Source organism: Arthrobacter sp. SLBN-53 (assembly GCF_006715585.1).
Taxonomy (GTDB): Bacteria; Actinomycetota; Actinomycetes; order Mycobacteriales; family Mycobacteriaceae; genus Mycobacterium; species Mycobacterium neoaurum_A.
On sequence record NZ_VFNN01000001.1, the window covers coordinates 3,035,177 to 3,054,567 of the forward strand.

A 19,391-nucleotide genomic window follows, 5' to 3' on the forward strand; every position below is an offset into this window, starting at 1 on the left:
CGGGACCGGCGACAGCCGTGTCGTCGGTGATCTCAGTAGCCATGGTCATTGGTGATCGATCCTCGTGGACGGTCCCCTTCGGGATCATTGAGTGCGGGTAGGCCAGGTATTCGAGTGTCCCAGTCGGGCAGGTCGATCGGGGGCAGTCCCGGGAGATCGATCTTGTCGGGCAGTCCGATATGCGGTTGCCGTCGCCCCTCGGCCAGCAGTCCATTGTCGCCGAGGGTATCCGCATCACCGGTGGCGATATCCGTCATCGCTCGCAGGGATTCGCTGCCCACCTGGTAGTACTTCGAGTGATCGCCGAAGGACAAACCGTCGCGTCCCACCGCCTCGGCATCGAAGCGCACCGAACCGAAGCCGTCGCCGGCAGGGTCTCGGCCCAGGCCGGCCTCCAAACCCAACGGGTAGTTCAGCTCGCGGTTGATGATGTCGGGGATCGGGCCGGCCTGGCCGATCCAGCTGACCGGATCGGTGGAGGCGGCCCCGACGTACACCTTGCCGCCCTCGGGCAGATGGAAATCCGACGCGCTGTTGGCCAAGTCTGTTCCCGGGCTGCCGATCAACACCGCATTGTCGGCCTTCATGCCGCTGCCGGCGAACGCATCGGCCACCGTGGTGGACCCGTAGGAGTGGCCGATGACGGTGAGGTTTGCGGGCACGCCCTCATGGGTGGCGGCCAGGCCGTTGACATCGGCGGCCAGCAGGTCACCCCCGGCGCGGGCCAGCGTCGGTGTGGCGATGGCCGGGTCGGTGGGGCTGTCGGGGGTGTCATAGCCCATCCAGGCGATGACCGACGTGGGCTCGTCGGGATCGGCGGCGATCATCTGGTCGTACAGGTTGGTGGCGTTGTCGCCCTCCAACCAACCTGCTTTCACACTGCTGCCGGTGCCGGGGACGACCACCGCGGTGTTCTGAGCCTTGTCCGGATTGCCGATGGCGATGGCGGCCTTGCCCTCGCCGTTGAACGCCAGTGGGTCATAAGCCCAGAGCAGCGTCGGCCGGTTGGCGTCCTCGGGGTCGGCGGTCTTGTTCAGCCCCTTCTGGGTCTGCACGGCATTGCTGTAGCGGGTGGCGTCCGCCGGGGTCAGCCCATAGTTGCCGGGGTTGGCCAGCACATCGCCGGTGGAGACGCCATGCTGGTCGGCCGCGTCGGTCACCCGAGCCACATCGTCTGCGAGCACGGCCCGGTTCACCTGATCGCGGACCTCGGCCGGGATTCCGTTGAGATTGCCGAGCTCGGGAGGGTGGTCGGCGATCAGCTGGCTCTTTTCGAACTGGCTCAGCGAATCCCACCACTTCTTGACGTCTTCGGGGCTGGTCCCGGACGCCGGTAGCCGGCGCGGATCACCGAGGGTTCCCGGCGGAGTCTGGGGCACCGGGCCACCGATGGAGGACTGGATGGCGGCGGCGGTCTGCGCGTCGATCTGCCCGAACACCGCGAGCAGCTTCTGCAAGATGGCGGTCCATGCCGGGGCCATCAGTCGCAGGATCGCGGGTAGCGGAGGCGCGGTGGCGGTCCCGTCATCGGCGACCCGCCAGCCGGCCGCCCGCAGCATCGTGACGGTGGCGAGCAGCCCGGTGCGGGTGAAGCCCAGCTGTGTGCCGCCGGTGTGGAGTGCCTGCTGCAGCGCGCAGAGCCGGGCGCGCAGTTCTTCTTGGCGATTGAGGTTCTGCTCGGCTTTGATGATCGCCGCCGACGCCGCCTGACCCTGCCACGAGGACCTCAGTTGCGCCAGCGCCTGGCGTTGTGCCGCCATCGTCGTATCGAGAGCGGCGACCTTGGTGCCGAGGTCGGCGGCGGAAGCGACCAACTGCTCAGGTCGCGACGCCTGCACCGTCGACACCGTCACCGACAACTTATGCCCCCTCGTCTCCGCATCCCATCGTCGCACGGGCAAAAGAGTCAGTCGGGCACCAGTTTCGCGGCGCAGGACTGATGCCGTGCGGCGAGAGCGCGGCCGGGTGGGGTGGGCTAGCTGCCGAATCGCTCGTGTACTTGGTCGGCGGTCAGCCCGTAGTTCTCCAGCGTGTACCGGTGCTTGGGTGCACGATGGTCTGCCTTACCCTCCAGATGGGCGAGTTTCATCGCCGATATCGCGTCATCGCTCAGTGGCACACCGAAGTGGCGATACACCCCGACGGCCGCAACGACGGGATCGGCAATGAAGTCGAAGTAGTCGACATCGCAGAACTGCTCGGGGTTGTACTTTGCGCGTGAGGTGTTGAAGCGCTCGATCCCGCGTGCCCAGGTATCGAGTACGTCGTGGCCGATCTGAGTGCCGACGAAGGTGTTCGACCAACCCTTGGTGCTGTGCTCGGCCAACGAGCACATCGATGCCAACAGAGTTTCGGGCGGGCGGTGACATTGGACGATCAACGCATCGGGGTAGACCGCCATGATGGCGTCGAGAGAAAACAGATGGCTGGGATTCTTGAGCACCCAACGCTTGTGCGGTTCGTTCGATCCGATCAGCTGGAGGTTCTTGCGATGCCGCCGGAATGACGGCGTCCAGTCTTGGCTGGCCAACCAGCGTGTGTAGCTGGGAATGTGGGCCAGTGATTCGTAGGACACCGAATGCAAGGACTGGCGGAGAAGCTGCCAGCATTCCTCGAGGACGTCTTCGGCGATGTAATGCAGGCCCAGGAAATCGGGATTCTCCTGATGTGCCTTCGCATAGTAGGCCTTGAGTTCTCGATACTCCGCGATGGATTCCCATTGATCACGTGGGGGACGGGGCTGGGGGTACTCCGCCAGCCAGAGCTCCAGGCCCTGGTGGTCGGGGTCGGCCCCGAGTAGGCGGTGCAGCGCGGTGGTGCCGGTTCGAGGTAGACCGGTGACGAAGATGGGTTGCGTGATCTCCACGTCCGTGTAGTCAGGGTGGCGCTTCCAGGCAGCCTCGCTCAGGAGGCGCGCCACCAAACCCGAGCGGAGGTAATGGCGTGTCATCGTGGCCCCGTGCGGCGTCAGATCGGCTTCATGCGCGTAGCTTTCGAGTAGCACATCCAATGCCTCGGCGAAGTTGTCGGATGGGTCGCCGAAGTCGCTGTGACCGGCAATCTCGATCGCCTGCCTGCAGAGTGCTTCCGCGGTACCCACCTCTGTCGAGGAGGTCATGCCTTGTACTCCCCACAGTTGACGTCAAGAGTCTGGCCGGTGACACCGCTGGCCAAATCGCTTATCAGAAAGAGGATCGCCGAGGCGACATCGTCTTCTGTCACCAAACGTTTGAGATCCGATGATCCGGCCGCTGCGGCATAGACCGTATCGAGCGAAACTCCGGAGTCTTCCGCCTGTTGCCGAAAATAGTCCTTGAGGACCTGACCCCAAATATAGCCAGGGGCAACAGAATTGACGCGTATCCCGCGCTCGCCCAGTTCACTCGCCAGGGATTGAGACATGGCCAACAGCGCCGATTTCGCCAGCTTGTAGGGGCCGTACAATGGGTCGGAGTGTCGAATGACCATCGAACTGAGATTGACAATCGATCCGTGCGATTCGGCGAGCGCCGGGGTGAAGGCCTGGATGGTGCGGAGAGCGCCGAGGACCGTGAGCTCCAGGGAGTCTCGGATGTGAGTGAATGTGGTTCCGGCGAACGGCTGCATGGATGGATACATGAAGGCGTTGCTGACCAAGCCGTCGACCTTTCCGTAGGCGGATAGTGCTCGCTCGGCAAGCGCCTTCACGTCGCTGTCCACGGTGATATCGGTGGGCACTGCCAGCGCACGCCTACCGAGACTTGCCACGCTGTCCGCGACCGCGTCGAGCCGTGACGCCGATCGCGCCGCCAGCACCAGATCGGCTCCCTCCTGGGCGCACCGCCGCGCCAAAGTGGTGCCCAAGCCCGGCCCGACACCGGTGATCACAATGACCTTGTCGCTCAGCAATCCCGCCATATCAGCCGAGCATCCTCTGGCCGATCTGAGCTTGGCGCAGAGCTATTCGAGATCGCCAATCGTCGGCGGAGATGGCGTTCTCGGCATGGAAGGGCAGTGCGTCGGCAATCTCGGAGAAGCTCACGAGTTGAACCGTCGGACCGTCGGCCTCGGTAAGCCGGCGCGTCAATCGTTGCCACCGGAACTGCAGGTAGCCACGGCGGTGACCAAGGGTTTCGACCCAGTTGGTCACGCCAGGGTTCTGTTCGCTGACAACGATACGGACCAAACCGTCGGGGTCGACCTGCATCTGCGCGCCGTTGAGCGAGGTTTGATGGTTGATGTAATCCAGCGACGTGTACCACATGTTCCCCAACTGAAATCCCAGGTAGGGGGCATCAGACATGGGGACTGTGATGACAAGTGCCTGGTCCGGCTCGAGCGCGAAATGTCCCGCCGACGAATATTGGGTGGTGAGACCGCCGGGGGTGGAACGCGGAGCTACCGCCGTGTTGACTGGGAGATTCAGATAGAACCACTGCGGAAACTGCAACCAGGTCTTCACTCTGTTGACCAATTGCGATGCAACAAGCCTGAATTGCTGCTCGACAAGTTCGGTGGTCAACGTCGGCGGAGCTGTGCCCACCGTATCGGTACGGTGGATCGTCAGACTCCCTCGACGTTGCGACCAGTCGCCATAGACTTCACGAATGACCAGCTGACCCGGGCGCTGTGGGACGAATCGCCATTCGAAGAAGCCATCTTCAGCGATGTTGAGATCACGGTCGTCAAAGGCCACTTCGCTTTCAGGCACGGTGTCGTCGGTGTACTCGCCGGCGAGGTACTGAAAGCTCAGGTCGGTGGTGGTTCCGCGAATCCCCCTGACGACGTACTCGAAGCCGGCCTGCATCTTTGTGCCGAAATACAACGTATCCGGATTGTCGAGACCCATCTTGGTGAACGGACCGGTACCGGTCAGGAGAATGGGATGGTCCGGGGACTGATAGAGGGCTTGGTGGGTGCACGCCGCAATGCCTCCGGCCAGATACTGCAAACCCTCGGCGAGGTCGTTGTCATTGTCGATGTGTGGCGCGGCTCTGACCAGTTCTTCTGCTTCACGGATCGCGTCGGCCAGCGGCTCTGAGGTCATGGTCTGGGACGCTAGTGATAGCCAATGTGGCTGTCACTTGGGCAATTCCGCTCAGCGGAACACTTTTTGGGCAATGTTGGTATTTTTACCCAGGTTTACAGGTGCACTGGGCGACGAGTGGGACCCGGCAGGTTCAGCGTTCGGCGTACAGCAGTTCGCACCGCTGCTTCAACGCCAGCGCGGTGTCGTCGAAGGCCCGTTTCACCCAGTCCCCGGTCTCGCGCATGATGTCGTGGGAATGGTCGCCGAGAAAGGCATCCGTCGAGTAGTACTGGCATCGCTCGGCATCGATCCGCTCGATCACTTGGTCTCTGCGCGCTGCGTACGGGGACTCGTCGGTGGCGACCAGTTCCCATGACAGCAACCGCTCGGGGACAACGGCGCAGATGAACTCGGTATTGTTGAATGTGCCCTCCCCGCCGGCGTAATCGGTCAGCACCATGTGAACGGGGTCGCCGAGTTCGAGTGTCGATACTGCCGAGACGCAAAATGGATTCCATGCCGGATAGCTGTCCAGGTCCACCAGTACAGCCCAAACGACATCCGTTGGAGCGTCGATCTCCACGGTGACAGAACGCACCAACGTCTTCGGGTCGTAATGAGGGATCTCGAGCTCTTGCATCAGCACTCCTATGAGAAACGCTGCAGGAAAAGGGAATCCGCGGCGCGATCGGTTGTGGGCCACATCGTGGCACGGTTTCGGTGCCCAGTCGTCGCTCGGTGTCGGTCAGTGGGATGGCGTCGCTGGAACTGCGCCGGTACTCCGCACTCGAACACGATGATTGCGCATACCGATCGATCGGGAGGGCTCGTTGCGTGTCTCGCGCTTTGACTGCAGCAGCGAGGAGAGGAGCTCGTTCAGATCGTGGCGGTGATGGCGTCGATGGTGATCCGGAAGGGGCCCTGCTGCTTGTCCAGGATGTAGACCGCGACCTGGTCGATCGTCGAAGGATCGAGGGTCTGGGGTGCATCGGGCTCGGGATCTAGGCGCATGCCGACGGGTTCGAAGCGCTCGACAGGCAGGTCGTAGGTTCGCGCGGCGCCCGCTTCGGTGGCGAAGCGCTGAACATATGACCAGGGCTGGGTGCTGTCACGCACCTTCAACAGATATGTCTTTCCGTCCCCCTCGGCGCGCACTCCGAAAGACCGCGCGCCCGTGGCTTTGCGGCCGATATCGGGGTCCAGTGGTCCGCGCGTCGAGGCGAACCCACCGTTGTTGTCCAACGAGATGTTTCCCGAAAACCGCAGGCCGCCATCGTCGAACGCGACCTCGGACGTCGATCTGCCACCCATGACGGGATCATTCATGGTCGTCCACTCAGCGGCCTCGTCGGCGACACCGAGATCGACGACAACGACATCCGAGGCGGGAGGCGACGAGGACACCGGCTCCTCTGCCTGAACGGCGCCATTACATGCGACGAGCGAGAACGCCGTACATGCGCCGATGAACAGGACGCAAGTGCGACCGATCTTCTCGCGCAGTGATGGGTATCCGGTGTCAGCACGCACTGTTGTCCTCACCCATCTCCTGGCCGCGCATCGGCATTCCGTCGATCACGGCGTACACCGTCTGCAGGTTCGGGACCGTGTCGACGCGCCACTTCTGGCCGCCGTCCTTGCCGATCAACAGCACGGCGAAGCTGGTGTCGCGGACTCCGTATCGGTCCGCCAACTGACGGGCAGCGTCGGCCTCGAGCACTCGGCCGTCGAGCTTGCTGGTCCCGGCGGCAAGCACCTGAGCGAGCACCATGTCGCGACTGGTGAACTCACAACGGCTGGACTCGACGCGAGCCAGTGTCTCGATGAGTCGAGGGTCGTCGGCACTGGGCGCGAACACCAGCAGCGGCCGGTGGTTCCACAGATAGCCGTCCAGCTCACCGGCCCTGGCCATGCCCGACCCGAGTAGGACGGCGAAACCCATCATGGTGAGAACGAGTAGGGAACGCACGGCGGCTCCCATGACAACCTCCTCCGCACGTCGGCGTCGCCATGGACAAGTACCCCGCATCGGGTGCTCGCTAACCAACACGAACGGCGCGCATGTCGTTCTTACCTCCCCAGGGGCTTTGAGTGTGACGACAAATTCGACAATGCAATCTGTGACGAACGCTCAGGCGGTGGACTCGATTGAGTACGAATCACCCCAACCTGAGCCCGCCACCAGCTCCGCAAAACCGACGGAAGCTGCCTTGTTGACCACTTCGTGCACATGCGCAGGGAATGAGAAGGGCGGGGCCTTGCCCGGATTGGCCTGCGTGTCGCGACCGATCGCTTCTGCGATGGCGAATCCCAGATTGTGGCGTGGCCACGCCGCATGTACGCGGTCAGCGAAGCCGGCTGGGAGCAACTCCCGCTGCGCACCAAGAACATCCATGTCGATCCCGCCGTGGCAGACCGCTTGTTCGGTGCCGAACCTATGGCCCAGGCCGACACTTGTGTGCAGTGCAATCGATTGCCAGACCACTGCCGTGCGGTCCTCGTCGAAACCCCGCTCACGCAGGAAATGTGCGGCTGCGTCTGCGCCATCGACCTCGAATCGCTGATCGCCCCGTCCGTAGGCGGTAACACCCAGGTCGTGCAGGATCGTGGCCAGGAACACCGTCTCCTCGTCATAGTCGACCCCGCCGCGTAAGCCCTGGGCGGCCGCGAGTTCGCGTCCGAACAGATAGCCGCGAACGCAGTGGTTGTGCAGGAACTCGGGGGATACATCGTCGGCGAGCGCGAAAGCCGCTGTGCAGATGGCGGAGTCGGGAAAGTTCCACACAGTGGCCTGGCGGGAAGCGGCTGTCTCGGCCGAATCTTGGGTGACCATGACGTCACTGTGCCTATCCCGCCGGCGCGCCGCCAGAGGCTGGACAGCCAACTGCCGCCGGAATCTGGACAGCAAGCGACGGGGCGGGCACGGCTGGCCAGATTCCGGCTATACGTGTCCATCTGGCTACTGGGGCAAACGCCGTGAATCGATGAACATGGCCCACATGCATGCACAGATTGTGTTGTTCGACGGCTTCGACCCCCTCGACGTGATCGCCCCTTTCGAAGTCCTCGCCTTCGGGGGCCAGCTTCTCGGTGGCGAACTGGTCGTCGAACTGGTTTCCGCCGAGGGTGCCCGCGTGGTCGTCAGCGGCAGCCTCGGCCTGTCACTCACGGCAACGGCCCAGCTCGACCCGACGAAGCCGGGTTACATCGTGGTCCCGGGCGCTGTCGGGCCGGTGGAAGGAGATCCGGACGAGGTCGACACCATCCCGGTCCTCCTCGCCAGGTTCGGGGAGACTGCCGCGATCCCGCTGATCCAGCAGGCGCTGACGAATCCCGATGTCACGGTGGCGACAGTCTGCGGTGGTGCCTTGGCCTTGGCGATGGCGGGCTTGATCGAGGGCAGGCACGCCAACACCCACCATCTGGGAGTTGATGTGCTCGAGGCTGCCGGGGCGATCCCGATCGCGGCCCGAGTGGTCGACGACGGCAATCTGATCTCGGCCGGCGGGGTGACATCGGGCCTGGATCTTGCGCTCTACCTCCTACGGCGCAGCTTCGGCCCGCGGATCTCTTTGGCCGTGGAGGCGATGTTCGCCTACGAGAGCCGTGGCACGGTGTGGACCAATACCGGCCGCGCGCCCCAGGCGGTGTGAGGTGAGCATCGTCGGTAACTGGGATGTCCGAATCAAGACGCCGGTTGGATCTCTGCACGTCGTCTACCGCTTCGACCGCGACGAAAGTGGCGTGACCGGCATCGCCACCGGAAAGGGCGAAACGGTGCCCTGCACCGACATTGCGGTGGCTCGGGAGGGAGGCGGTCAGCGAGTGCGATGGCGGCAGAGCGTCACCAAACCGATGAGACTCACCCTCGATTTCGACGTTCTCGTCCAAGGTGATCAGCTCAGCGGGCATTCGCGGGCGGGTCGTCTACCGAGGTCGACCGTGGTCGGTACACGCTGTTGAGCGATTGCGTCGGTCAAGCTAAGCGGTCGCCAGCGACGAGCGTGGTGGTTGGTCGGCGTCGGAGGAGCGCTCTTTGAACGTATTTCGGTAGCTCTGCGGGGCGACGCCGCTGACCCTGCGGAACTGCTCACGGAAGTTCGCCGCCGAGGTGAAACCTACTTCGCGCCCGATTCGCTCGATGCTGTGCGACGTCTGCTCGAGCAGTTCCTGGGCATGCCGGATGCGCACCCCGGTGACCCACTGCATGGGCGTCTGGCCGGTTTCGGTCTGGAAACGTCGGTTGAGTGTCCGAATACTCGTTGCGGCGTACCCGGCGATATCGGCCAATGTCAGTTCGCGGTGGGCGTTCTGTTCGATCCAGGTGAGCACTCCGTTCAGGTGGGCCTGTTCGCCGATCATGCCGACAGGAAGCTGGTTTCGGACGATGAACTGTGCCTGACCACCGCTGCGGTGAAGCGGTGCCACAGCAAGCTTCGCGGCGGTGGCGGCCGTGGCGGCGCCATGGTCGCGCCGCACCATGTACAGGCAGAGGTCCACCCCCGCCGAAGCGCCCGCCGATGTCAGGATTCGCTCTTCGTCGACATAGAGGACGTCGGGGTCCAGATTCACGTCAGGATGCATCGCGCGGAACAGGTCCGCCGCGGCCCAGTGAGTGGTCGCGCGCTTACCGTCGAGCAGGCCCGCGTCGGCCAGAATGAATGCGCCCGTGCAGATCGAGGCGATGGTGGCGCCGGCAGCGTAGGCGGCGCGTAGTGCTGTGACCACCGCGGCCGGGGTCTGCGTCTCGACGGTCTGTCGGCCAGGCACGATGACGATGTCCGCGTCGGCGAGTGCCTCCAGGCCATGGTCGGTGGCAATGCGCAGCGGGCCGGCGGACACCAGCGGCTCGGTGCCACACACCTGCACGCGGTATCCGTTTGCGCCGTCGGGCAGCCGAACCCGTCCGAAGACCTCGACGGGAATGCCCACGTCGAACGCGATGACGTCGTCGACAACCAAGATCGCAACTTTGCGCATGCTGGCAGCGTAGTCACGAGCCTGGCAAAATTCGCTCCTGCCGCCGGAATCATGCCATAGCGGCCCTGTCGTTACCCGACCTCGGCAATGACGTCGATGGCGGCGGCGACGATCTGTGCGCGTTGCGCGGAACGAATGAACGACTGCGTATGCACCGGGGTGGTCGGCATGCTCCGAACGTAGGACGAACTCTCTTTTCTGAAGAGGTGATCTGAAAACAGATCATCTGATCTATGCGCCCGAAGAATCCCGACCTGCTGATCGGGCGTCTTGACGTCAACCATCGTTGAGGTTCTACCGTCGGACCATGCCAAGAGACATGCAGCCCGCTGCGCTACAACCCCTCGGTTTCTGGTCAGTTCGCGCAGGAGAAGCCATCCAGGCGCGTACCCGCGGCCGACTGTCAGATCTGGATGTCAGCCAGCCGGAGTGGTGGGTGCTGCACCAGTTGTCGATGCACTCGCGCGGCATGAGGGAGGCAGAACTCGTGTCGATCGTCGGCCCAAATGAGTCCGACGAGAGCATCGTGCGTGCGATCGCGGCCGGCGTCGAAAAAGGGTGGCTCGGTCGCGCAGGTGATCACGTCCGCCTGACGGAGCTGGGCGTGCAGAAGTTTGACGCCGCCGCCGAGGTGCAGAAGGAACTCAATGACGAGCGACGCCAGGGGATATCCGACGAGGACTACGCCACCACCATCGAGGTATTGCAGCGCACCATCACCAACGTTGGTGGCACCGCCTGGCATTGGTGACGGCTGTGGGGCGGCACGCGACCCTGCCGTAGAAAATGCTTTGGCTCAACCCTGTTCGCCTGAGACGATGTCACCGTTCACTATCGGGGGAGGCGGCGGTGGTCGATATCAGGCCCGCAACGGCACACGATGCGATGGGTGTGGCCGAGGCGCACGTGCGCGCATGGCAGGTGGGCTACCGAGGCTTGATCTCCCAGCACTACCTCGACGGGCTTCGCCCCGAGGACAGGGCGCGACGCTACGGCTTCGAGCGGATGGACCCCGGCGGTCCCTTCACTCAGGTCGCCGTCGATGGGGAGACCATCTGCGGCCACGTCACCACCGGGCTGAGCAGGGACGCCGATCTCGCGGGCGCCGGCGAAATCTGGGCGATCTATGTCGACCCGCTCCGATGGGGGCAAGGACTCGGCCGCCGGTTACTGGCCGCCGGTTGTGCTCAACTATCGCGGCAGGGGTGCGAAAAGGCCGGTCTGTGGGTCCTTTCGGGCAACGTGCGGGCTCGCCGCTTCTACGAGTGTGCGGGATGGCGCTTCAACGGTACGGAGCGAACCGATGACATCGGCGCCGATCTGGTCCACGAAGTGCGCTACGAGCGGATGGTGGGCGGGAGTGTGCCTGCGCAACGCTGAGTGCGAGGTCGCAAATCCGCCAGCGCCTGATGAGCGGCGGATCTAGCGTCGTCGGCGGTTGCACTCAGAAAGGGCATCATGACCGACATCGTTCTGATCACCGGCGGCTCCCGAGGAATCGGGTTCGAAACCGCCTCCGCGCTCGGCCTTCTCGGCGCCACCGTCATCATCACCGGTCGCACGACAGCGACGCTGGCGGCCGCCACCGAGGAACTGGCGGGACGCGGTGTCCTGGTGGAGGCGGAACTCCTCGACGTGACATCACCGGAGAGTGTGAGCCGCCTGCTGGAGCGGGTGCGGCATCGACACGACCGTCTCGACGTCTTGGTGAACAATGCCGGCGTCGCGGGGGAGTGGTCACACCCCTCGACGACGGGCTTCGTGCACCCGGACGCCGTGCGCGTCACCTTCGACACCAATGTCCTGGGTGTCCTCTACATGATCGAGACGTTCCTGCCGCTGTTGCGCGCGAGCTCGGATGCCCGCATCGTCAACGTTTCGTCCTTCATGGGGTCACTCACGCTGCAGTCGGCAGCCGCGTCCGACACTCTCGTCGTCCCGGCCTACCAGGCGTCGAAGGCGGCCCTCAACAGCATCACCATCACGTTGGACAAGGCACTGAGCGCCTCCGGAATCCGTGCGGTATCGGTCGACCCCGGTTTTGTCCAGACCGACTTCTCACCCATCAACCGTGATCAGGCACCGCTGACCGCTGCCCAGGGGGCCGAACCGATCGTGCGCGCTGCCTGCGGGGAGTACACCGCGGGCACTTTCATCGGGCGAGAGGGCGCGCTGCCCTGGTAGCCGTCTCGCCGGTAACAAATGTGCCACTGACAAAAGGCGACATTGACAAATGGCACATTTGGTGATGGTCTTTGGAGTGTGACGGACCTCGCTATGGCGACCAGTCGATTGGTCGGGGGCCGATTCGACGAGCAACTCCAGGAGACCTCTTGATAGGCAACCTCTTCGGTCGGCCGAGGCGCACTGCCGATGCCAAGGCCGTGGTCACCGGCGCGGGCAGCGGTATCGGACGCGCCTTCGCTCTGGAGCTCGCGCGGCGTGGCGGCGAGGTCATCTGCGCCGATATCGACCTCGATCGGGCCGCGGAGACGGTCACCCTCATCGACAGCCTGGGAAGCGGCACCGGACATGCCGTGCAGTGCGACGTATCCGATCGCAGTGCCATCGAACAGTTGGCCAAACAGGCCGAGGACATCTTCGGCGGTGCTCCCACCTGCGTCATCAACAACGCGGGCGTGGGAATCGGCGGAAAGCCGGTCGGCGATATCGGTTTCGACGACTGGGACTGGGCCCTGGGGATCAACCTGTGGGGCGTGATCTACGGCTGTGAGGTGTTCACCCCGGTCCTGCGTCGCGCCGGCAGAGGCGGCATCATCAACGTGGCCTCGGCCGCGGGGTTCGCCGCAGCGCCCTCGATGGCGGCCTACAACGTCTCCAAGGCCGGCGTGATGTCGCTGTCGGAGACGTTGGCAGCCGAACTCAGCGGCACCGACATCGCGGTGACGGTGCTCTGCCCCACCTTCGTCAAGACCAATGTGTTCACCGACGGGCGGATCACCCCCGGGTCGATGAACCTGAGTCAGCAGCTGGCGCGCTGGACCGGCGTCTCCGCCGAGGGCGTGGCCACCCGCACCCTCGACGCACACGATCGCGGCAATCTCTATGTGGTGCCTCAACTGGACGCCAAGGTCGTATGGCACCTGAAGCGTCACGTGCCCGCCCTCTACGCGCACGGCGCCGGATTGCTCGGCCGGCTCCTCCCGTCCAACTGAAAGGAACGACCATGGCAATGGATCTGGACAAGATGCTGCAGATGATCAAGGACAAGCAATGGTCCTTGGTCGATATCGACTGGGATGCACCGGGAGCCGAGCTCATAGACGAAGAGCTCTGGGCCAAGCTCAAACCCTTCATGACCGATCTCATGTGGATCGAGAACGTCGGTGCACGAGGCTTCGCGGCGCTGGCCAAGAAGGCTCCGACCCCGACCTTGAAGAGCATCTACGAGCATTTCCACGCCGAGGAGCAGAAGCACGCCAACGCCGAGCTCGCACTGATGCGACGTTGGGGCATGCTCGACAACGACGAGATCCCGCCTCCGAGTGTGAACGTGCAGCTGGTCATCACCTGGCTGGACAAGTTCTCCGACGGGATGTCGCTGTCCATCCTGGGCACCGTCATCCCGATGCTCGAAGTCGCCCTGGACGGGGCGCTGATCAAATTCATCACCGACGAGGTCAAGGACCCGGTGGCCCAAGAGGTGTTCAAGCGCATCAACTCCGACGAGTCACGCCACCTGGCAGTCGATTTCGAGGTGATGGACATCCTGGGTCACGCGGACCTACGCAAGCTGGCGGTGGAGTTCGTGGGAAGTTGGATGAACCCGGCCCTGGTCATCGGCACGTTGAGCTACTTCCCGCTGCTGAACAAGATGCGCGACAACATCGTCGCGATGGGAGTCAACGAGGAGCGGTTGTACCAGGCGATGCGACGGTTCCGCAGCGTCGGTGAGCGTAGCGAGTACGTGAATCGGGTTCCGATGTACCGCTTCATCAGCTGGCACAGCAAGAAGGTTATCGACCGAAGCTCGAAGTATCACTGGCTGGCGGACTCGTTGGTGAAGGTGACCGGCGCCATCCCGATGCCGCTGGTGCGCTACACCCCGACCTGGTCGGACGAGCTGACCTACGAGCCCGTCGCATGAGCGCGGACGTCCGCAGCGTCGCGATCATCGGAGCAGGGTTCGCCGGGGTCGGAGCGGCCATCCGCCTCCGCGACGAGGGCATCACCGATTTCGTCATCTACGAACGCGGCGCCGATATCGGCGGAACCTGGCGGGACAACACCTATCCCGGCGCGGCCTGCGACATCCCCTCGCGGTTGTACTCCTACAGCTTCGCCCCCAACCCCGACTGGTCGCACACCTACTCGGGCAGCGCCGAGATCTTGCAGTACATCAACCGCATGGTCGACACCTGCGATCTGAGGCCCCGCATCCAGTTCGGTCACGAGGTGACGGCCCTCGAGTATGACGACGCGGACGGCACCTGGACGATCCGATTCCGCGATCGGGAGCAAGTCAGGGCGCGCTCAGTGGTGATGGCATCCGGCCCGCTGGCCAATGCGAGCCTGCCCGACATACCGGGTATCGAGACCTATGAGGGCAACAAGATCCACAGTGCGCGTTGGGATCACGAGTACGATTTCACGGGCAAGAAGGTGGCCGTCGTCGGCACCGGGGCCAGTGCGGTGCAGATCATCCCCGAACTGGTCAAGGTGGCGGACTCGGTCAAGGTTTTCCAGCGCACACCCGGCTGGGTGCTGCCGCGGGTCAACACCGAGACCGGTGACTGGGCCAGGCGCCTCTACCGCTCGGTGCCGCTGACCGAGAAACTGGCACGGTCGGCGTGGTTCTGGGGACACGAGTCGGTGGCCCTCGGTGTCGTGTGGGACACCCCGTTGACCCGCATCGTGGAAGCGCTCAGCTTGGCCAATCTACGGATGCAGGTGAAGGATTCGTGGCTGCGCCGGCAGCTCAAACCCGATTTCTCGGCGGGGTGCAAACGGTTGCTGATGTCCAGCGACTATTACCCGGCGTTGCAGGCCGACAACTGCAAACTGGTGACCTGGCCGATCGCGCGGCTGTCGCCGCGTGGGATTCGCACCGTGGAAGGTATCGAGCATCAGTTCGACGCCATCGTCTTCGCCACCGGTTTCGACGTCTCCAAGGCCGGGACTCCGTTCCCGGTCATCGGATCGGGCGGGCGTGAACTGGCTGCGGAATGGAGTTCTGGGGCGTACGCCTACCGCAGCGTGGCTGTGTCCGGTTACCCCAACCTGTACTTCACCTTCGGGCCGAATTCCGGCCCGGGGCACAGCTCGGCGCTGGTCTACATGGAGGCGCAGATCGACTACATCACCAAGGCCATCGGAACCCTGTTGCGCTTCGGCTGGAAGGCGCTGGACGTGCGTGCCGACGCTCAGGAGCGCTACAACGCAGACATCCAGCGTCGGTTGCAGTCGACCACCTGGAATTCCGGATGCCAGAGTTGGTATCTGACCGAGGACGGCTTCAACGCGACGATGTATCCCGGGTTCGCGACGCAGTACGTCAATCAACTCAAGAACCTCGACCTGCACGACTATCGCATCACGGTGGACGAGCTGGTCGGCGCTTAAGATTCGCCGGTGACCGAATACCGGATAGACGACCTGGCTCGCCGCGCCGGGACGACCGCTCGCAACGTCCGGGTGTACCAGGAAAGCGGTCTGCTCCCGCGCCCGCACCGTCGCGGCCGGGTGGCCATCTACACCGACAGGCATCTGCGCCAGCTGGAGGCGATCATCCGTTTGCTCGGTGAGGGTTTCACGGTCAAACACATCCTGAGATTCCTCACCGGCCTGCAACGGGGCCAGGACCTGGCACAGGTGCTCGACCTGACAGATCTCGGCGAGCTGGTCACCGAGCCGTGGTCGCGTCCGGTTACCGTCACCGTGACCCGCGCCGAGCTGGAGAGCCGACTCGGCACCCTCGACGAGAGCACGCTCGACCGGTTGTTGTCCGACCGGATCATCGAGGAGACCGAGGAAACGGATCGGTTTCTCGTCCCGGATCAGCGCGTCATCGAGGATTTCGCGACGTTGATCGCACGGGGTATGCCGCTGGTGACGATCCTGCAGACCACCGCCACCGTCGATGCCCGCCTCGACGAGGCTGCCCGCGAGCTCGCGGGAGCGGGTCACAGCGAGGTGGTCCGGCAGCGCGGGGCCGGTTGGTACCCCTCCAACGACACTGAATTAGCCTGGGCGGCAGACCTTGTCGACGCCATGCGGCGGGTGGCCCGGCGATCGGCACATGCCAGTCTGGACCGGGCGCTCGACGAGGCGGTGCGCACCGAGCTGCGCCGGTACCAGCAATACGAGGCCGCCGACACCGACGGGAAGTGACCTGCTCGCCGGCCACCGGAAATCCCTGCCCGCGTTCTGCGGTGTAGCGGTTACGCTACGCAGAACAGAGCACTGTGGGGGGATCTGTGTCGATGGATGTGCTGGCGGACGGGCTGTGGTCCTACCGCCTCGGGCAGGCGGCTTTCGCGCTGATACTGCCGACGGTCGGGGTGTTGTTACTGCTCGTCGGGTTGGTTCGACGGCGTGCCTTCAACCGTTGGAACAGCCGCGACGACGATCGACTGCTGGCCCCGAATGCGTCTTCAGGCGATGATGACACGGTCACCGACCCCTATGACGAGTTCGACGGACTACCAGAAGACCTACCGCCGCGTCCGTCACGACCTGCGGGCAAGGGAACCGTCCCCATCGTCGTCGGTGTGGTGCTGCTGGTGCTCGGTGCGGCACATGTCTTCTCGGCGCTGGTGTCCTCCGGCCGTGTGCAGTCGACGGGCAATGTCGCTGTAGGTCAATGCATCACGGCGCAGGCCTACGACCAGGGCCGGATGAACTCCGAACCCGTCGACTGCCGGCGGTCGGATGCGACGATGGAGCTGGTGTCCAAGGGTGACGGCACGGCCACCTGTCCGGATGGTCTGCGGCGCAGCCCCCGCTATCCGGCGCTCACCAATGAGGTACGCACCCATTGCTTCATGTTGAACCTGCGTGAAAACCACTGCTACGCCGTCAGTGGAACCGTCACCCCCATCAGTTGCGCAGAACCGGGAGCCAGCATTCGGGTGGTGCGCCGTGTCGACGGTGCCAGCGAAGCGGTCGGGTGTCCGGCCGGTGCTCGGGTGGTTTCCTATACCGACCCGGCGCGGGTCTACTGTTTCGTCGCACCGTGAGAGTTGGTCTCGTGATCCTCATCTCAGCGGGGCCGGATAGCGATTGACTTTTTCTACGACCGGGGTCCTAATGGTCCGGGCACGATCAGGTGCCTGTCGAGACCGAAAGCGAGGTGTGTGGCCTGATGCCCAGTGGCAGTATTCGTCCCGGCGCGGACGCCGCCCTCGCGGTTTCCCTCCGGTTCACCCACCGCTGATCTGATTTCCCCGGCCCCGGTGGCCGGAACATCCCGCGGCGCTCCACAACAAACACCAAGGATCGCCGCGTTCAATCGCGCGTGAAACGCGCATCTGATCCCGTCACCCGCCATGCCGGTGCCATGGCGGGTGACACCATGCGAAAGGAGTCCGGCGATGACGACCGTGGAGATGCTGCTGCGGCTGGGTGCCGGTGTGGGACTGGGCACGTTGATCGGCCTGGAACGTCAATATCGAGCCCGGATGGCGGGCCTGCGGACCAACGCCCTGGTGGCGGTGGGATCGACGCTGTTCGTGCTGCTGTCCGCACACGGCTTCGTCGGCGATTCGGGGACGCCCGACCCGACCCGGGTAGCGGCCCAGATCGTTTCGGGCATCGGGTTTCTGGGCGCCGGTGTCATCCTCCGAGATGGGTTGACCGTGCGCGGTCTCAACACGGCGGCCACGCTGTGGTGTTCGGCGGCTGTGGGAGCGCTGTGTGGCGCCGGTCTGTTCACGGTCGCCGCGGCGGGCACCGGCGTCGTCGTCACCGTGAACGTCGCGCTGCGCTACCTGGGCCGCGCCGTGGACCGGCGTCCCGACACCGGTGACGAGCATCCGACCAACTATCTGTTCGTGGCGACCACACGCGACGAGCACGAGGCCCATATCCGGGCACTGATCGTGCAGGCACTGACGCGCACAGATTTCCGCCTGCAGTCGATCGCCAGCACCAACATCGACGGCGGTGGCGTCGAGGTCCGTGCGGAGTTGGCCAGCGATCAGCGCGACGATCGGCAGATGGAATCGGCCGTCAGCAGGCTGAGCATGGAGCCGTCGGTGACCAGCGTGCGCTGGCAGGCCGACAGCGAAGAGCACCGGGACGCGGTCGACCGCTGAGCACCCTGGCGGTCGGCGAACCGACTTTTGCGAAAGCGCATGCGCAAGCGCTTGCGTGACTCTACGCTGCCAGTCACGCCTGACGCGACCTGCGTCACACAGGACAAAGGAGTCCACATGATCGGTAAGCGCAGCACACACGCCGTCGGGATGATCCTGATGGCCGGATCGCTGGTCCTCGGCATGACGGCCTGCGGGGGATCGGACTCGGACAGCATCAAGGTCGGCCTGATCACCAAGACCGACTCCAACCCGTTCTTCGTGAAGCTTCGCGAGGCGGCGCAGGCACAGGCCGAGAAGGACGGAGCCCAGTTGGTCGCGCTCGCCGGTGCCTTCGACGGCGATAACGAAGGCCAGGTCGCAGCCATCGAGAACATGGTCGGCCAGGGCGTCAAGGGCATCCTGATCACCCCCAACTCGTCCACCGGCGTCCTCGACGCCATCAAGAAGGCGCGTGACGCCGGTGTCGTCGTCATCGCCCTGGACACGGCAACCGACCCCGCGGACGCGGTGGACGCCACCTTCGCCACCGACAACCTCGCGGCCGGGGTCAGCCAGGGTAAATGGGTGCGGGCCGCCCTCGGTGACGCACCGCCCCAGGTCGTGATGCTCGACGGCACACCCGGTGGCACGGTCGACACTTTCCGGCACGACGGATTCCTGGAGGGTTTCGGCATCACCGAGGGATCCCCGGAGATCGTCGGCCAGGAGAACACCAACGGTGATCAGACCAAGGCACAGACCGCGATGGAGAACATCCTGCAGCGCGCTCCCGGTATCAACGCGCTCTACACCATCAACGAGCCTGCAGCCGCCGGCGCCTACCAGGCCATCCAGTCGGCCGGTCGGGCCGATCAGATCACCATCGGCTCGATCGACGGCAGCTGCACGGGTGTCGCCGACGTGAAATCCGGCAAGATCGGCGCGACGGTCATGCAGTTCCCGGCCAAGATGGCAGAACAAGGCGTGCAGGCCGTGGTGAAGTTCGCCAAGGACGGCACCAAGCCGAGCGGATTCAACGACACCGGATCCGAGCTGATCACCGACAAGCCGGTTCCCGGGCTCGACTCCAAGGACACCGCCTGGGGCGAACAGAACTGCTGGGGCTGACGTAGCCCATGAGCACC

General features: G+C 64.3%; 21 protein-coding genes. 11 read left to right on the top strand and 10 right to left on the bottom strand.

Features of this window, described 5'->3' with window-relative positions:
* Nucleotides 1-32: 32 nt before the first annotated feature.
* The 8 genes from FBY28_RS14555 to FBY28_RS14590 all read right to left on the bottom strand — a co-directional run bounded on the left by FBY28_RS14555 (nt 33) and on the right by FBY28_RS14590 (nt 7,841).
* Nucleotides 33-1,853 carry an alpha/beta hydrolase gene (locus tag FBY28_RS14555; RefSeq protein ID WP_216847697.1) on the bottom strand — a complete coding sequence of 607 codons (1,821 nt, stop codon included), beginning with the start codon at nt 1,851-1,853 and terminating at the stop codon, nt 33-35.
* A gap of 122 nt (nt 1,854-1,975) precedes the next feature.
* On the bottom strand, nt 1,976-3,118 hold the full coding sequence (locus FBY28_RS14560) for a sulfotransferase family protein (RefSeq protein ID WP_141867878.1): 1,143 nt from the start codon (nt 3,116-3,118) through the stop codon (nt 1,976-1,978).
* Complete coding sequence (locus FBY28_RS14565) at nt 3,115-3,897, bottom strand: SDR family oxidoreductase (RefSeq protein ID WP_141867880.1); 783 nt, start codon at nt 3,895-3,897, stop codon at nt 3,115-3,117. The genes FBY28_RS14560 and FBY28_RS14565 overlap by 4 nt, the downstream gene beginning before the upstream one ends.
* A gap of 1 nt (nt 3,898) precedes the next feature.
* Nucleotides 3,899-5,026 (bottom strand): hypothetical protein, encoded by a 1,128-nt coding sequence (locus tag FBY28_RS14570; protein ID WP_141867882.1) that lies wholly within the window; start codon nt 5,024-5,026, stop codon nt 3,899-3,901.
* Nucleotides 5,027-5,159: 133 nt separating this feature from the next.
* Complete coding sequence (locus FBY28_RS14575) at nt 5,160-5,648, bottom strand: SRPBCC domain-containing protein (RefSeq protein WP_141867884.1); 489 nt, start codon at nt 5,646-5,648, stop codon at nt 5,160-5,162.
* Nucleotides 5,649-5,884: 236 nt separating this feature from the next.
* A complete protein-coding gene (locus FBY28_RS14580) occupies nt 5,885-6,412 on the bottom strand; it encodes a CIA30 family protein (RefSeq protein ID WP_216847698.1) in 528 nt (175 codons plus the stop codon).
* A gap of 115 nt (nt 6,413-6,527) precedes the next feature.
* The gene (locus FBY28_RS14585; RefSeq protein ID WP_141867886.1) at nt 6,528-6,989 is read right to left on the bottom strand and encodes a DUF4174 domain-containing protein; all 462 of its coding nucleotides are present in this window, start codon (nt 6,987-6,989) and stop codon (nt 6,528-6,530) included.
* 150 nt (nt 6,990-7,139) lie between these two features.
* The gene (locus FBY28_RS14590) at nt 7,140-7,841 is read right to left on the bottom strand and encodes an HD domain-containing protein (RefSeq protein ID WP_141867888.1); all 702 of its coding nucleotides are present in this window, start codon (nt 7,839-7,841) and stop codon (nt 7,140-7,142) included.
* A 166-nt stretch (nt 7,842-8,007) separates the two neighbouring features.
* Between FBY28_RS14590 and FBY28_RS14595 the strand changes: the two genes are divergently transcribed.
* Nucleotides 8,008-8,661, top strand: coding sequence for a DJ-1/PfpI family protein (locus tag FBY28_RS14595; protein ID WP_141867890.1), 654 nt, complete (start codon nt 8,008-8,010; stop codon nt 8,659-8,661).
* 328 nt (nt 8,662-8,989) lie between these two features.
* Here the strand turns inward: FBY28_RS14595 and FBY28_RS14605 are convergent, their stop codons facing one another.
* Both FBY28_RS14605 and FBY28_RS26060 read right to left on the bottom strand, forming a co-directional pair.
* Complete coding sequence (locus FBY28_RS14605) at nt 8,990-9,988, bottom strand: GlxA family transcriptional regulator (RefSeq protein ID WP_141867894.1); 999 nt, start codon at nt 9,986-9,988, stop codon at nt 8,990-8,992.
* 71 nt (nt 9,989-10,059) lie between these two features.
* A complete protein-coding gene (locus tag FBY28_RS26060; RefSeq protein WP_216847699.1) occupies nt 10,060-10,272 on the bottom strand; it encodes a hypothetical protein in 213 nt (70 codons plus the stop codon).
* A gap of 23 nt (nt 10,273-10,295) precedes the next feature.
* On the opposite strand from FBY28_RS26060, the gene FBY28_RS14615 reads away from it, so the two are divergent.
* From FBY28_RS14615 to FBY28_RS14660, 10 genes are all read left to right on the top strand, one after another.
* Entirely contained in the window at nt 10,296-10,739 is a 444-nt protein-coding gene (locus FBY28_RS14615) for a MarR family winged helix-turn-helix transcriptional regulator (protein WP_141867896.1), read from the top strand.
* A gap of 98 nt (nt 10,740-10,837) precedes the next feature.
* Nucleotides 10,838-11,368, top strand: coding sequence for a GNAT family N-acetyltransferase (locus tag FBY28_RS14620; protein WP_216847700.1), 531 nt, complete (start codon nt 10,838-10,840; stop codon nt 11,366-11,368).
* 78 nt (nt 11,369-11,446) lie between these two features.
* Nucleotides 11,447-12,172: an SDR family NAD(P)-dependent oxidoreductase gene (locus tag FBY28_RS14625; protein WP_141867897.1), complete on the top strand. Its 726-nt coding sequence runs from the start codon at nt 11,447-11,449 to the stop codon at nt 12,170-12,172.
* Between the two features lie 149 nt (nt 12,173-12,321).
* Nucleotides 12,322-13,164 carry an SDR family NAD(P)-dependent oxidoreductase gene (locus tag FBY28_RS14630; protein ID WP_141867899.1) on the top strand — a complete coding sequence of 281 codons (843 nt, stop codon included), beginning with the start codon at nt 12,322-12,324 and terminating at the stop codon, nt 13,162-13,164.
* A gap of 11 nt (nt 13,165-13,175) precedes the next feature.
* Nucleotides 13,176-14,096 (top strand): ferritin-like domain-containing protein, encoded by a 921-nt coding sequence (locus FBY28_RS14635; RefSeq protein WP_141867901.1) that lies wholly within the window; start codon nt 13,176-13,178, stop codon nt 14,094-14,096.
* Nucleotides 14,093-15,571: a flavin-containing monooxygenase gene (locus FBY28_RS14640; RefSeq protein WP_141867903.1), complete on the top strand. Its 1,479-nt coding sequence runs from the start codon at nt 14,093-14,095 to the stop codon at nt 15,569-15,571. Before FBY28_RS14635 ends, FBY28_RS14640 begins: the two co-directional genes overlap by 4 nt.
* Before the next feature lie 9 nt (nt 15,572-15,580).
* Nucleotides 15,581-16,339: a MerR family transcriptional regulator gene (locus FBY28_RS14645; protein ID WP_141867905.1), complete on the top strand. Its 759-nt coding sequence runs from the start codon at nt 15,581-15,583 to the stop codon at nt 16,337-16,339.
* A gap of 92 nt (nt 16,340-16,431) precedes the next feature.
* Nucleotides 16,432-17,187, top strand: coding sequence for an LppU/SCO3897 family protein (locus FBY28_RS14650; RefSeq protein ID WP_141867907.1), 756 nt, complete (start codon nt 16,432-16,434; stop codon nt 17,185-17,187).
* A 354-nt stretch (nt 17,188-17,541) separates the two neighbouring features.
* Nucleotides 17,542-18,264: an MgtC/SapB family protein gene (locus tag FBY28_RS14655; RefSeq protein ID WP_141867909.1), complete on the top strand. Its 723-nt coding sequence runs from the start codon at nt 17,542-17,544 to the stop codon at nt 18,262-18,264.
* A 117-nt stretch (nt 18,265-18,381) separates the two neighbouring features.
* On the top strand, nt 18,382-19,374 hold the full coding sequence (locus tag FBY28_RS14660; protein ID WP_141867911.1) for a substrate-binding domain-containing protein: 993 nt from the start codon (nt 18,382-18,384) through the stop codon (nt 19,372-19,374).
* Nucleotides 19,375-19,391 lie beyond the last annotated feature (17 nt).